This is a genomic window from Catellatospora sp. NPDC049111 (assembly GCF_040648615.1).
Taxonomy (GTDB): Bacteria; Actinomycetota; Actinomycetes; order Mycobacteriales; family Micromonosporaceae; genus Catellatospora; species Catellatospora aurea.
In genome coordinates this window covers 364,657-377,468 of sequence record NZ_JBEZEB010000005.1, presented here as the reverse complement: position 1 = coordinate 377,468, position 12,812 = coordinate 364,657, and the positions used below count along the sequence as shown (strand labels likewise).

The 12,812-nt window shown below is 69.0% G+C and carries 15 protein-coding genes; all 15 read right to left on the bottom strand.

Going from position 1 to position 12,812, the window contains the following annotated elements:
• Nucleotides 1–210: 210 nt before the first annotated feature.
• A complete protein-coding gene (ligA, locus tag AB0B66_RS10640; RefSeq protein ID WP_360526196.1) occupies nucleotides 211–2,334 on the bottom strand; it encodes an NAD-dependent DNA ligase LigA in 2,124 nt (707 codons plus the stop codon).
• Nucleotides 2,335–2,437: 103 nt separating this feature from the next.
• Nucleotides 2,438–2,764: a hypothetical protein gene (locus AB0B66_RS10635; RefSeq protein WP_360526193.1), complete on the bottom strand. Its 327-nt coding sequence runs from the start codon at nucleotides 2,762–2,764 to the stop codon at nucleotides 2,438–2,440.
• A gap of 55 nt (nucleotides 2,765–2,819) precedes the next feature.
• Nucleotides 2,820–3,878: a hypothetical protein gene (locus AB0B66_RS10630; protein ID WP_360526190.1), complete on the bottom strand. Its 1,059-nt coding sequence runs from the start codon at nucleotides 3,876–3,878 to the stop codon at nucleotides 2,820–2,822.
• Between the two features lie 213 nt (nucleotides 3,879–4,091).
• Nucleotides 4,092–4,535: a hypothetical protein gene (locus tag AB0B66_RS10625; protein WP_360526187.1), complete on the bottom strand. Its 444-nt coding sequence runs from the start codon at nucleotides 4,533–4,535 to the stop codon at nucleotides 4,092–4,094.
• A 133-nt stretch (nucleotides 4,536–4,668) separates the two neighbouring features.
• Nucleotides 4,669–5,301 (bottom strand): hypothetical protein, encoded by a 633-nt coding sequence (locus AB0B66_RS10620; protein WP_360526184.1) that lies wholly within the window; start codon nucleotides 5,299–5,301, stop codon nucleotides 4,669–4,671.
• A gap of 182 nt (nucleotides 5,302–5,483) precedes the next feature.
• Nucleotides 5,484–6,248: a hypothetical protein gene (locus AB0B66_RS10615; protein WP_360526181.1), complete on the bottom strand. Its 765-nt coding sequence runs from the start codon at nucleotides 6,246–6,248 to the stop codon at nucleotides 5,484–5,486.
• Between the two features lie 310 nt (nucleotides 6,249–6,558).
• A complete protein-coding gene (locus AB0B66_RS10610) occupies nucleotides 6,559–7,656 on the bottom strand; it encodes a hypothetical protein (RefSeq protein WP_360526178.1) in 1,098 nt (365 codons plus the stop codon).
• Between the two features lie 10 nt (nucleotides 7,657–7,666).
• Complete coding sequence (locus AB0B66_RS10605) at nucleotides 7,667–8,308, bottom strand: hypothetical protein (RefSeq protein WP_360526175.1); 642 nt, start codon at nucleotides 8,306–8,308, stop codon at nucleotides 7,667–7,669.
• Nucleotides 8,305–8,865: a hypothetical protein gene (locus AB0B66_RS10600; protein WP_360526172.1), complete on the bottom strand. Its 561-nt coding sequence runs from the start codon at nucleotides 8,863–8,865 to the stop codon at nucleotides 8,305–8,307. Before AB0B66_RS10600 ends, AB0B66_RS10605 begins: the two co-directional genes overlap by 4 nt.
• A gap of 58 nt (nucleotides 8,866–8,923) precedes the next feature.
• Entirely contained in the window at nucleotides 8,924–9,856 is a 933-nt protein-coding gene (locus tag AB0B66_RS10595) for a hypothetical protein (protein WP_360526169.1), read from the bottom strand.
• 77 nt (nucleotides 9,857–9,933) lie between these two features.
• Complete coding sequence (locus AB0B66_RS10590; RefSeq protein ID WP_360526166.1) at nucleotides 9,934–10,305, bottom strand: hypothetical protein; 372 nt, start codon at nucleotides 10,303–10,305, stop codon at nucleotides 9,934–9,936.
• Between the two features lie 241 nt (nucleotides 10,306–10,546).
• Nucleotides 10,547–10,747 (bottom strand): hypothetical protein, encoded by a 201-nt coding sequence (locus tag AB0B66_RS10585; RefSeq protein WP_360526163.1) that lies wholly within the window; start codon nucleotides 10,745–10,747, stop codon nucleotides 10,547–10,549.
• A 14-nt stretch (nucleotides 10,748–10,761) separates the two neighbouring features.
• Entirely contained in the window at nucleotides 10,762–11,628 is an 867-nt protein-coding gene (locus AB0B66_RS10580; RefSeq protein WP_360526161.1) for a hypothetical protein, read from the bottom strand.
• A 2-nt stretch (nucleotides 11,629–11,630) separates the two neighbouring features.
• Nucleotides 11,631–12,182: a hypothetical protein gene (locus tag AB0B66_RS10575; protein ID WP_360526158.1), complete on the bottom strand. Its 552-nt coding sequence runs from the start codon at nucleotides 12,180–12,182 to the stop codon at nucleotides 11,631–11,633.
• Between the two features lie 128 nt (nucleotides 12,183–12,310).
• Complete coding sequence (locus AB0B66_RS10570; RefSeq protein ID WP_360526155.1) at nucleotides 12,311–12,811, bottom strand: hypothetical protein; 501 nt, start codon at nucleotides 12,809–12,811, stop codon at nucleotides 12,311–12,313.
• Between the last annotated feature and the right edge of the window lies 1 nt (nucleotide 12,812).

Below are 12,812 nucleotides of genomic sequence, written 5' to 3'. Positions count from 1 at the left end.
TCGGCCGGACAGCAGCGCTGGCCGTGTTCGGCCCTGCGGCGTGTGGACTGCCACGGCCAGGCAAGTGCTTGCGCAGCCGTCGACGCCGCCGCGGTGGGCAGCGGCGTCGACGGTGTTCGCTATCGATGTCGTGCGATGCCGCAGGCGGCACGTCCAGCTGCGTTGCGAGCGTGTACGCAGCGGCGGTGGCTGACCGGCGTAGCCGGTCGTTCAGCCGGCGGCTGCGAATGTCTGGCTGATGACGGCGTCGACGGCAGCCTGGTCGCCGTTGCGGTGAGCGGCCAGCAGCTCAGCGAACCGCTCTGCGGGCATCACCGTCACCCCGAGTTCGGCGTCTTCGTCGGCCTTGCTGCCGGCGCCTTCGCCGACGACGACCAGGTCGGTCTTGCGCGACACCGACCCGGAGGACTTGCCGCCCAGGGTCTCGACAGCTTCGTTGCTCTCGTTGCGCGACAGCCCCGGGACGCTCCCGGTGACCACGACCGTCATCGGTGAGCCGTCAGCGCGCCGCAACGGCAGCTCGCTTGCCCGATCGCTGGTCGATAGGGCTGGGCTGCCGGGTTCGGTCATGTTGACGCCGCGCTCGGCGAGCCGGTCGATCAGCGGCCTGATCTCGGCGATCTCGACGACGATCGATGTTGCCCGGCCGGTGCCGATGCCGTCGACGCGGACCCAGTCCTCGGCGGCGGCGGCGAGGATCGCGTCCATTGTGCCGAAGTGGCGGGCGATGCGCCGCGACAGCGACCGGCCGGTCATCTCGATGCCCAACGCGGTGAACACCCGCGACAGCGGCCGGGTCTTGGACGCGGCGATCGCCGCGACCAGGCTGCTGGCTGACACGTCCCCGAGCCGGTCGAGGCTGGCGAGGGTGACGGCGTCGAGGTCGTACAGGTCGGCCGCGTCGGTGACCAGACTGCGTTCGACCAGCATGTCCAGGATCTTCGGCCCGAGGCCCTCGATGTCCATGCAGTCGCGGCTGGTGAAGTAACGCAGCAGCTCGGCCTGCCCGCAGGCGCGGCCGCGGTCGCAGCGCCACCGCTTCTGGCTGCGGTCGATGTCTCCACCGCAGCGCGGGCACGCCGTGGGCGGGGTGAACGGCACCGCGTGGGCGGGGCGGTCTTCGAGGTGTGCGCCGGTGATCTCCGGGATCACCTCGCCGGCTCTGCGCACGAACACGGTGTCGCCGACACGGACGTCGCGTCGCTGGAGGTCGTCGAAGTTGTGCAGCGTCGCGGACTTCACGATCACACCGCCCACTTGGACCGGCTTCAGGACGGCGACGGGTGTGATCACTCCGGTGCGCCCGACCTGGACGACGATGTCCAGCAGTTCGGTCATGCGGGTGTCGGGCGGGAACTTGAACGCTGTGCCCCATCGTGGTGCCCGGCTGGACTCGCCGGCCTGGGCTTGGTCGGCGGCGAGGTCGGCTTTGACCACGACGCCGTCGATGGCGAATCCGAGCTCACCGCGCCTGGTGCCGAGGTTGGTGACCGCAGCCACGACCTCGTCGACGCTGCCGCAGACGACGAGTCCGGCGGTGGTGGCCGCGGTGGTGGCGAACCCGAGAACGCCGAGGGAGGCGATCGCCGCGGAGTGGGTATCGGGCTGCGGCCCCGACAGCAGGTAGCCGCCGTAGGCGCAGAAGGACATCGGCACGTCGTAGGCACGCTGCGCCCGCAGCGACCCCGCGGCGCCCGAGCGCGGATTGGCGAAGGGCTGCCCGCCGTGCGCAAGGCGCAGCTCGTTACCGGCGTCGTAGTCGGCGTCAGTCATGTACACCTCGCCGCGGACCTCGATGTCGACCGGTTCACTCAGCCGCAGGGGCAGTCCGGTCAGCAGCCGGGCCTGGCCGGTGACGTTCTCGCCGGTGCGGCCGTTGCCGCGGGTCGCGAGCTGCACCAGCCGCCCGGCCCGGTAGGTCGCCGCGACAGCGAGGCCGTCGAGCTTCGGCTCCACGGTGTAGGCGGTCACGGGCCGGCCCAGGGTATTGTCCAGCCGAGCGGCCCAGGTCCGCAGGCTGTCCTCGTCGAAGCAGTTGTCCAGCGAAAGCATCGGGGCACGGTGCTCGACATCGCCGCCGAGCCCGGCGACGACCTGCGTCGGGGAGTCGGTGGCCTGCCACTGCGGGTGGGCGGCCTCGGTCGCGGCGATGCGGGCGACCAGGGCGTCGTAGTCGGCGTCGTCCATGACCAGTCCGCTGCCGGTGTAGTACGCGGCGGCGGCCTGCTGCGTCCGCTCGATCGCGGCGCGGTAGTCCTCAAGGTTGCTGAAGGGTTGCGCGTGTGCGGGGTCGACCACTGGTGCGGCGGCCGGGGTCGTCGTCTGGTCGGTCATGATCTTGGTGCTCCTTGTCCTGGCCTGGTGGCCGGGCGGGTCCGGTTACGGTAGAGCCCGGGTCCGACACCTGCGGACCCGGGCTGTCGCATGGGTGCGAGGGCTATTGCGGGCTCGGCGTAGACCCTGCGGTGTCGCCGACGTCGTTCTGCTCGGCTGTACCGGCAGCGGGCCGGGATGTGCGAGGCTTCGCCGGTTTACGGATGACGGTGATCTCGATGTTTTCTCGGCAGACGCCGTCGAATCCGGCCTCGGAGTATTCGTTCAGGTTGTCGGCGGCGTCCTCGGTGTCTGCGGAGGTAACGTCGGCGTCTGGCATGGCTTTGAGGTCGACCGGGCTGATGCCGAGCACGGCGGCCAGTTCCGCGGTGTTCATCGTGTAGCTGTGTTGGCTGATTTCGGTCCAAGTGACCTCGAAGACTCGGGGCACGGTTGTGTCCTGCCTTTCAAGGCGGGTCGTCGACGGTTGCCGATGTGCGGGCGGGTCACTTCCTGACGGGGATGACGACGGGTTTGTCGGCGCCGGTGTAGCCGTTGACGGGGATTCCGGAGATGTAGTGCATGACCGTCTCGGTCCGGCCGACGCCGGTCCGAAAGGTGTGCAGGTGGGGCTTGCGCCAGTGCGGCCGCTTTGTGCTGCCGCTCCCTGTCGTCGCGGTGACGCTGGCTCGCTCGGCCTTCCAGGAGCGGATCGCCGAGCCCAGGCGGTAGCCCAGGTCGTACATGGCGACGGCTTTGCCCTGGCGACGGTGCCTCTTGGAGCGCCCGGCCGCTGTCTGGCGGATGTCGGGGTTGACCGTGCACGTATAGAGGATCGGAGCGATGCTCGCGCGCAGGAGTCTGGCGACGTCTTCTCTTGGCATGTCTCCGGTGTGATCTCTGAAGCGCCGTTGCGTGTCGGCGATCAGCTCGCCCAGTGTGGCCGTGGCGCCGGGGAAGAGCAGCTGGATGCGGCTGAACTCGTACTCGGGCGTTTCGTGGCCGGCGGCCGTGTCGTCGAGCGTGTCGTAGGGCAGGCGGGGAAACAGCAAGGCGAGGTACTGGCGCTGGGGGTGATGGGTGCTGCAGATCATCGGGGAGTCGGCGTCGTAACGGACCCCGGAGATGAAGAACCCGCGGACCTCGGTCGCTTGTCCCGACCGGCCGGTGAAGATGATTGGGTTCGGCAGGTGGATGTAGGGGTCGGGATGTGGCAGCCGGTGTAGGACGTCGCGGTGAAGGACGTCTTTGTCGCTGACGGTAGCGAGGTCGTTGGCCAGGTCGGCATCAAGACGATAGATGATCTTGTGTTGTTCCCAGAGGCCGAGCTGAAGCGTCGTCTTCAGGCTCGCGCCGTGCGCCGCGGCGTTGCCGAGCAGGGCCAGCATGTCGCCGAGTTCGGCCAGGTGAGGCGGCATCGTGACGGCCGCACCAGCCGAGATCTGCCGTTCGAGGTCGGCGATCTCCGAGCGTGGGATGCCGGACGCGATGAGCTGGCGTAGATACAGGTGCCGGAATCCGACCGCTGCCTGGGCGGCGGTGACCGCCGTCTGGTGCGTGCTCATGGCCGGTCGGGTAGGCGGTACAGATGGTGTCGCATGGGACCTCCCGCGCTGGTGTGCGATCGAGTGATCGCGAAAGCTGTGAGGGCGAGGTCGGGGACAGGCCGATGTCTGCGCGTCTGGCTGGCCGGGGCCAGTCGGCCCTGGCGGTACAGGCCAGTGGCTGTCGCTCGGCCTGCCGGTGGCGGTGGTTGGCGGTCGTCGGTGCCGGCGAGTTCAGCGCTGCGGGATGTGGACGGTCTCGCCGATGTTCAGGTCGAATGCCGGCGCACCGGTCAGGTCTGATCCCTTTCCGTCGGAGATGATCAGTTCACTGGGGCGGGTCGGATCGAGTAGGTACATGAGTCCGTGTGCCTGGATCTGGTCCGGTCGGCCTGTGACGGGGCCGTCGGTCAGCGGCGCGGCGATGCGCATGCCGACGCCGGCGACCGGGACGTCTCCGGCCCAGGTGTGCGAGTTCGGTTTCGTGGTGGGATCCAGGTCGGCCCAGTCGTGCGCCAGCAGCGCGGCGATCGTGGCGCTGGTGTCGCGGTTGAAGGTGTTCCACCAGATGCTTGCGATGGCGTACGGCAGGTAGTCCATGTCGGCATCGCTGTGGACGTAGCGCACCGATACGGTGCCCTCGGGGTTTATCGCTCCGACGTTGCCTCGGGTGCCCATCGGGCAACCTCCCTGTGAGCTGGACAGATACGGGACATCTGCGAGTTGTGGTCCGTCCGCCGAAGACCGGGGTGTTCCCGTGATGAGTGGGTCTGGTGGACGGGCGACGGGTCAGTGAACGGGGCCGGCGCGTTCAGGTCGTGGCCTTCGCTCCGGGTAGTTTGGCCAGCAGGGCGGTGAGCGTGTCGCGGTCAGGCGTGCTCAGCACGAACAGGTCGACGTCGAGCCGGTGAGCGTGGTCGCTGGCCGCGGTTCGGTCCACGGGGTCGACACCAGCGACCACGGTCAGGCAACCGCCCGTGATCGGCGTGGTGAACCAGCGGGCCATGTCCACGCCGATGATGAGCAGATCGGCGCGGGTCGCGTTCTGTCGGGCTTTGCCGGGGGTCTCGTAGATCGCGACCGTGGCGCTGGTGCGGGCGGCGGCGGTGCTGACCGCGCTGCGCAACTGCGCGTCGGCGGTCAGGACGATCACGTGGGGTCGGCGGCGCCGGGCCGGCGGGTGGACCGGTGCGCTGCCCTCACCGTGCAGGATGTGTTCGATCTGGTCGGCGATGCGGTCGCAGCGATCCGCGTCGAGGTCATGGCCAGCGGCCAACATCCGTGCGCCATCGGCGGGAATCAGCGCGTCGGGTTGGCGGCGACGTAGATGCTCGGCACCGTCGCGGTGGTGACGGGCGGCGATGCGCAGCTGTTCGGGCAGGAGCGGCAGGTCGCTGCCGAAGATCGCGAGCAGCTGCTCGCGGGCCTGGCCGGTGTTTGGCATGTGCCGGTGTTCCTTCCCCGGAGGAGACGGTCACGGCGGCCCGACCCGCACGGTCGGTGGGCTCGAAGCCGCCGTGCGAAAGGATCTGGCGTGGATATGCCGGCTAGCGCCCGTCGGGTGCTAGCTGCGGCTGCCGGTGTGACGGGCGGCCGGTGCCGCCGTCAGCGGATGTGTGTTCCTGGTCAGTCCCACCACAGCCGGACGGTCGCCAGGTCTGCGGCGGCTGGCCGGATTGGGCCGGGTTCCGGCTGTCGGGCGGTGGTGAACAGGATCGAGTCGGCGCGGCAGGCCGTGCCGGCGGCGATGACCGCGTCGATCACCGTGTCACGCTCGGCGGGTTCGAGGGCGATGGCGTGAGTGTTGTCGCCGCCGTTGCGCTGTTGGCGGGTGTACGGGATGTGCATCTGTACGAACGGGCTGGAGTCACGGCCGAGCATGACGGTGGACAGGTCGTCCCACAGGACGGCGAGCGCCGTGGCGATGGTGCGGCCGTCGAAATTGTTGTAGGTGCGGATCGACTCGCCCAGACAGGTTTCCAGCGTCGGCAGGTCCGGCACGGCTACGGCGAACGACAGGCTGCTGACGGCCAGGCGGTGTGAGTCGCCGAAGCCCAGCCGGACGAACTGGGCGACATCCAGGTTGGGCAGTGGCCACGGCGCCACCTGCGGCAGCCTGGCCAGCAAGCCCTCGACCGCGTTGTCGCGGGTACTGCCGATGGCGTGGCGGCCGAGTCGGCTCAGGGCGCTTACCAACGCCGCCTGCTGGCTGCTGTTGAGCAGCGTGCTGCCGGAGCCGGCATCGCCCATGCCCTCCAGCGTTGCGAGGGTCGCGGTGAGGGCATCGCGCTGCGATGGGGCCAGGTGCAGTCTGGCGGCTAGCATCCGCCTGCAGGCGGCGCGGGCCGTGGCCAGCTCCTGCCGGTTGCTGAACGTGAAGTTGTCGGACATGGTGCCCTTCTCTGAGGATGGGAAGAGCGGGCACGGCCGATGGGCCGAGCCCGTGACGGGTACGTACCAGGAGGGCCGGCTACGGCTGGTGGGTTGAGGCCGCGCCGTAGCAGCGGCTGCTACCTGGGCCGCAGATAGCGGTCGTAGGCGGTACGGGGGGGTGCAGTGCGCCGGTCGACGCGCGCAGCTACGCGTCGATATGCCGGTCCTGCCGGGTCCGAGCCGAGCTGTCGAACAGCCTCTGCGGTCGGGCAGCGGTGCTCGTGCCGCAGCGTGCGGCAGCTCCGACCTGCGCCCAGGCAGCGTGAAGCTACTGTCGGGTCGCGTCGCGGATCATGGCCGCGTCGACCGTGCCCAAGGTCCGCCAGCAGCCGTCCCACCAGAACTGCCACGTGAAGCTGTCGAGGGAGTTGTAGATGCCGGCGACTTTCCTGGTGAGGGTGGTGGCCATCTGCTGAGGGTCGCCGGTGGCCATGTGCCATTTGTCGAGCCGGTACTCAATGTTGATAATGCTGCCGTCGTCACCGCGCAGCGCCACCAGGGCCTCACCATGCGGCTCGTACTCGCTGATGACCTTGCTGATCTCAAATTCGCTGATCAGCGCTTCCAGAACCGCATCTTCGCTGACGGGGCCCTCCTGCCAACGGCAGGCGGCGACGAAGTCGTTCAGCTCGCGCCAGCCGAAACCGCGGCCCGCGGTGTGGTAGACGGTTGCCACGCCACCGCCTTTGTTCTCGATCATGCCGACGTATTGGCCGTCGAGGTGCAGAGACGCGGTGTAGGCGATCCCGTCGCTCACCCACGCGTGCTGCATAGCGGTGACCGCGAGCCGTCCGTGGGGCATCCGCAGCGGCGAGTGCACGGCCATCACGTACTCCTGGGCGGCTTCCCGAGCGGGGACGACGCCGGCGATGCGGTCGCAGTAACCCGGATCGATTGCCTGCCAGCACCAGCTGTCGCCGTCGAGCCGGTAGCGGCCGTCACCATCCGGGACGTACCGGGTGATGGCATTGCCCTCGTGGAGGGCCGATTCGTCGAAAACGATCACATCGCCGTCGAAGCGCAGCGGCGGGCACAGCTGGTCGACCCTCTGCGCAAGTTCGGGCCCGGCGACGTCAAGGTCGAGGTCGATCAGCCTGGCCTTCTCCGCGCGACGTCGCCGGTCGTTGTCGGCGACGATCGCTTCGGCGACTTCACGGGTGCAGCTGAACACCGCCCACCCGTTCAACCTGTCGACCAGAGTGCCGACGAAGCCGACGGGGACTCGAGGCGGGTTGCCGTACCACGCCCACTCGCCGGCGAAGACTCCTACGCTGCCGAAACGCAGCTGGTCAGGTGCCATGTAGGTCAGGTCGGCGGATGCAGGTTCCGTGCCGGGCTCGCCGCGGCCGCCGCGTCGGTTGGACATGTCTGGCTCCTCACATACGTGGTGGACCGGCGGTCTGTGGCCGCTCCGGTAGTGGTCTGGTGCTGGCGGCGTAGCGGCAGGCGACGAGGTCGCCGTGGTGGCGTCCGGTGCAGGTGATGGTCGCGGCCAACGTGCGATGAGCGTCGGTGAACCTGCGTCGCAGGTCCTCTTCCAGATCGTCGATGCGGTCGCGGTAGAGGCTTTCGTAGTGGCCCTGCCGGTCGGCCAGGCCGGCAGTGGCGGATTGCCCTGGGAAAGCGGACAGCAGCAGGCGGAAGTAGAGGCCGGCCGCTGCGCCGTGCAGCGGAACCCGACGGCCGGTGTGATGCAGCGCGACGAACAACTCCACGGCTGTCGCCGGTCGGGTGTCGGCACCGGTGGATAGCCGGGCGAGCAGCTCACGGGCATGGCTGCGTATTACGAGCTCGCTGGTCATCACGGCTGCGAGCTGGGGGCCGGGACGTAGCAGGCCGAAGCTGTGGAAGAAGATGTCGGCGTGCGATGGTGCCGCGGCGGCCGCGGTGTCGATCTCGGCGTCGGTCCAGGCCATCGCGTTCATCGGGCCCGCCTGGTCGGCGAGGGTTTCGTCGAGGATCGTGGTGAGGGTGATCGGCGGATCCACGAGGACGCCACCGGGGGCGCTGTCGATCATCTGGGTATCCCGCCGATCCGGTCGTGGCGGTTGCCGCTCGGTGCCCCGCTGTGGTCGTCGCCGTCCAGGCGGGCAGCGCGGTGCCAGTCGGTGATGCGGCCCTTCCAACCGCACAGGCAGTTGGCCCGGTAGTGCGTTCCCGCAGGTAGCCAATCGAAGGTGCCGTCGGTGCGGTTCTCGCGGCGCTGCGTGAAGATGCGGGCGACGCGGGTACGGTGCCCGCACAGCGCTAGCGTGTAATCGAGGGCGGCCTTGCCGGTGTACGGGTGGCCGGGGCACGTCCCGGTCGTCTCGTGCCGTACGCAGGGCACGGCGCAGACCTGGAGCCAGCCACGCTCGGCGGTGGTCAGCATGCTGGCCTCGCCGGGGTCGCCCAGCGGGGTGGCCCACAGCGCCCAGTACCAGCCGAACCGAGTCGAGATCTTCACCGGCGCCACCTCTGGCGCCAGGTACAGCCTGCGCAGCTCCTTGGCTGCCGTCGTCTGGGTGTCGTATCGGAGCAGGGTCGCGCCCTGGGTGTCGGTCAGGCCGGGGGCATACAAGGCCGCAGCGGGCATCGTGTCCTCCAGGTACGGCGTTGCCCCCGGATGATGGTCCGGAGGCACGTGTCGGTGGTCAGGGCTGCGGCCTGGTGGGCGTGCGGGTGATGGCGGTGGTCGCTGCGGCGACCGGCTGCTCATGCCTGGTGTGCTGGGTCAACTGTTCGCCCAGCCTGTCGCTGGCGGCGGTGGCCATGTCGCCCAACGCGGTCAGCAGGTAGATGGCGAAATCGCCGGGCAGCAGGGACGGGTCGAACGATTCGAGCAGGCTGCGGACGTTGAACTTGGCACCCAGGGTGGTGCTTCCGCCGTCGTAGGTGACCAGCACCGCGGCATCGGGATCCCTCAAGCCGTGCACGTCCAGGGCGATGACAGTGATGGAGGCGACGGCACCGCTGATGACCAGGCCGGTGTCCGCGGCATCGGCGAGCAGTTGGGCCAGATCAGCAGCAGTGATGCCGAGCCTGTTGCGGTCGCACAGGTCGACGTGCCATGGGAAGTGGCGGTGCTGGCGGTCGAGCAGTTTGAAGAGCTTGCGGGTCTGGATGCGTACGGTGACGGCGAAAGGGTCGGCGTTCACGCCTGTACGCGTCTGAACGGCTGGGTAGAGGCTGAGTGCGTTGACAGCGGCCGAGGCCATGTCGGCAACGGACTGCAGCAGGGCGGCGGCATATACGGCCGGGTCTGGATCAGTGGTGAGCCCGTCGAGCCACCCGGTGACGTTGACCGGCTGGGACATGGCACGGGCATCGTCTGGAAGGTGGACGACCACGACGGCGCCCTGTTCGTACTCCTTGTTGAGGTAGTACGACAGGATGTGCACGCCGTAGGCGCCCTCGACCAGCAGCGCGGCGGTGGTGGCCGCGTCGCGCACCAGGTCCTCGATGACGACGCCGGTCAGCTTGCTGCGCCGGTCGGCTCGGAGATGGTCGGCCCAGACGCCGCGGTAGCCCGCGTCGACGGCGAGCAGCGCGGCGACGTCGCCGACCCGAACGGTGAACTGCTTCATTGCCGGTTACGTCCTTGTGGGGTAGGGCCGGGGCAGCCGGTGGGCTTCCCGGCTGGTGAGGTCTTCTTGTTCGGTCGTCAGTTCCTCGGCATGGATTGGCGGAACTCGTAGATCAGCTCGGCCGACAGCGGTGCGCCGTCGACGACGGCTGGTTGCTCGATGCGGCGCCAGCCTTTGCGTTCGCAGGCCAGCCAGGCTGCGTCCTGGTCGATGCGGACCTCGACGACGTCTCCGATGTAAAGGCACCGCCGGCCCAGCAGGTGGTAAAGGCTTCCGGCGAGGAATGCGGACTCGCCGCGGCCTTGTCGGCGCAAGTCGGCCAGCGCTTCGAGGGGGGCACTGAAAGCCAGGTACGCCCATCCGGCGACATCTTCGGCGGTGGTGGTCTCGTCGGCAGAGAACCAGTGGTCGAACACCTCGGCCAGCTGGTCGCCGTCGGCGTAGGTCATGTCAGTCGACCTGGCGCGTCGGTAGTCGGTGTTGTGCAGCACCCGAAGGTGTATGAGATGCATGGCAGGTCTCCGCTGCTCGCAGGAACAGGTCACGGCGGGGGGATGGTGGCGCGGCGGTCGCGGCGTTGACCCGGCACAGCTGCAGGCGGCTGCGCTGCCGTGCCGGGTCTGGCCGGGGTCGTCGAGGACCGCGGCGAGGGTTGCCTCGCTCAGCGCTGGCGTGAATGCGTGGCGGCGGTCAGATCTGTCGGCAGCGGCAGTCGATGTGTTGACTATTCGTATCGGCGAGTAGATCAACGGCGGTTTCGACGGCGTCGCGGTGTCCGAGGACACCGGAAACGCTCTCGTGGTCGTGCCACAACGGGTCGTGGCCGTCGACGGTGTCGTAGGTCTGTACGGTCACCGTGTAGACGTCGCCGTGCAGCCAGTCGCGCCACATGGCCGCTTCGCAGCTCAGGTCGTCCTGCGGCGGCGAGCCGGTGCAGGTGCGGAAGTCGGCGGTGTCGAACACCACCACGGTGGTCGCGTCGACGGTGACGACCTCGATGGCTGTGGTGCCGTGAAACATGGCGAGGTATCGCCGGAACCGCCCAAGGTCGCGCAGTGCCGCCACGCCGCGACGATCTCGGCGGAGTGCTGCGGTTGGTGGATGTCCTTGGCGAGCGATACGTCGAAGCGGTTGATCAAAAGTGCCGGTGCGAGGACGTCGCCGTTGGGCGGGCAGTGGCCGCCGTAGGAGTCGATGGTGATCAATGCGCGCTTGTCCGGGCTCGGGCCGTCGATGACGGTGACGTCGTCGTCGGCTGCACAGGTCGGGCCGGGAAGCGCCGTGGTCCATGCCCGCAGACGGTCGCTGGTCTCTGGATCCAGCCGACGGTCAGTGGCCAGGCCGGCTGCCAGCAGCAGGGCCGTCTGGAGCAGGGTTCGCGGCTGTTGCGCCCAGCAGCGCCAATGTCCGGTCTGCAGCCAGCGGCCGGCGTGGCGCAGCCGGTAGGCGTACTCACAGCACGCTGCCGTGCTGCTCGGCTGGCGAAGGCTGAGGTCCAGGTACAGGCTGGTCTGCTGCCTGCGCAGGCGGGGCAGTGTCACGGTCAGCTGGGCCCGAGTGCCGTCGAACAGGTCGTCGGGATCTGCTGCGGCGCACACCGGACATGGCCGTCCACGCTCGGCGATGGCCTTGCAGACGCAGCGGCGCCGGTACCCGGCGCGGGTCAGTAGGTCGTCCAGGAATGCGGTCTGCTCGCCGTCGGCGTTGCCGTAGAGCACGTCGATGACCGCGGTGACCTCGACCGGCTCGGTTCGGGCGGATGCGGTGCGCATGCTCACCGCTGGTCGGAGTGGGTGTCGGCGCCGCCGATCGCGGTGAGGACCAGGTGGTCGACGAACGCGGTGTCAGCACCGCTGGAAGCTGCGAACGTTTGGTAGCTGCTCAGCAGCGGGCGCATCTGTGCCCACTGGACGTCGGTCAGCGGGCCGCAGGCGGCTTCGACGCCGCGGCGGTCCAGGCAGGCGATGGCGATGGTGGTGTGGTCGGCCAGGTCGGCCAGCGCGTCGCTGGCGTTGTCGAACACTGCGAGGTACGTCTGTCGTCGGCCGGGGATGTCGACCTGTTTGCGGCCCTTTTCGAGGCGGTGCCAGCCTTCGGCTCGTGTGCTGGCCAGGTCGAAGTCGATGCCGGCGGCGTCGGCGTAGTGGCGCAGGTGGGCCAGGGCGTCGACGAGCATGTCCTGTACGTGGTGGGGGTCGGTGCCGGGGGTGAGGTCGATGCCGTCGTAGTCGCCGGTGCGTTCGGCGAGGCCGTGCAGGCATGCCTGACCCCAGCGGGCGCGTTCGGCGTTGGTTACGGGAGCGCTTGTGTCGTCTTGTTCGGACACGAAGGATCCTTCCGTCTGAGCACATGGCGGGGCCGTGCGCTGCGGTGTACGCGAGGGTGGGTCGACCGGCCGACCTGGCGGCCGGTCGACGACGTCCGCAGCCGAATCACGGTGCGGACGTGTGGAACTCACTCGTCGTGGGCCGGCGCGGTTTCGGGTAGTCGGCCGGTGTCGAGCAGCTGCCGGCAGTCGGCCAGCAGCCGGTCGAGGTTGATGACGACCCACTTGGGCAGCTCGCCGCGGCGGGCCTTTTCGGCGTCGGTGTCGGACTCCTCGTCAGCGGCGAGTCCCAGGTTCGCCTCGGAGATCATGTGGTAGGCCGGCCAGCGCGAGGTGAGGCCATGGCTGTCGCGCAGCGCGTAGCAGAAGTCGTCGAGCAGGGCCTCGAGAGCGTCGGCGTCGGCGGTGGGCGGAACGAACGTTGTGCCATGGTGGTCGCGGATGGTCGAGCAGCGGTAGTCGTACTCCCAGTCGGGGTCGTCGGCGTCAGTCAACCGGATGATGATCCACACGATGGTGGGGAAGGCGGTGCGGAGGCGGTAGGCCTCAACACCGAGGTTCGCGGTGGCGTAGAGGTCGTCGGTCTGGCGGGCGAGGTCGAGCAGATGGTCGCGGCGCTGCTGCAGCAAC

What these genes read in the sequence shown, in the direction of transcription:
- ligA (WP_360526196.1), bottom strand. Translation starts at nt 2,334, where the DNA reads ATGACCGACCAGACGACGACCCCGGCCGCCGCACCAGTGGTCGACCCC.
- AB0B66_RS10630 (WP_360526190.1), bottom strand. Translation starts at nt 3,878, where the DNA reads ATGAGCACGCACCAGACGGCGGTCACCGCCGCCCAGGCAGCGGTCGGA.
- AB0B66_RS10625 (WP_360526187.1), bottom strand. Translation starts at nt 4,535, where the DNA reads ATGGGCACCCGAGGCAACGTCGGAGCGATAAACCCCGAGGGCACCGTA.
- AB0B66_RS10620 (WP_360526184.1), bottom strand. Translation starts at nt 5,301, where the DNA reads ATGCCAAACACCGGCCAGGCCCGCGAGCAGCTGCTCGCGATCTTCGGC.
- AB0B66_RS10615 (WP_360526181.1), bottom strand. Translation starts at nt 6,248, where the DNA reads ATGTCCGACAACTTCACGTTCAGCAACCGGCAGGAGCTGGCCACGGCC.
- AB0B66_RS10610 (WP_360526178.1), bottom strand. Translation starts at nt 7,656, where the DNA reads ATGTCCAACCGACGCGGCGGCCGCGGCGAGCCCGGCACGGAACCTGCA.
- AB0B66_RS10605 (WP_360526175.1), bottom strand. Translation starts at nt 8,308, where the DNA reads ATGATCGACAGCGCCCCCGGTGGCGTCCTCGTGGATCCGCCGATCACC.
- AB0B66_RS10600 (WP_360526172.1), bottom strand. Translation starts at nt 8,865, where the DNA reads ATGCCCGCTGCGGCCTTGTATGCCCCCGGCCTGACCGACACCCAGGGC.
- AB0B66_RS10595 (WP_360526169.1), bottom strand. Translation starts at nt 9,856, where the DNA reads ATGAAGCAGTTCACCGTTCGGGTCGGCGACGTCGCCGCGCTGCTCGCC.
- AB0B66_RS10590 (WP_360526166.1), bottom strand. Translation starts at nt 10,305, where the DNA reads ATGACCTACGCCGACGGCGACCAGCTGGCCGAGGTGTTCGACCACTGG.
- AB0B66_RS10585 (WP_360526163.1), bottom strand. Translation starts at nt 10,747, where the DNA reads ATGTGGCGCGACTGGCTGCACGGCGACGTCTACACGGTGACCGTACAG.
- AB0B66_RS10580 (WP_360526161.1), bottom strand. Translation starts at nt 11,628, where the DNA reads ATGCGCACCGCATCCGCCCGAACCGAGCCGGTCGAGGTCACCGCGGTC.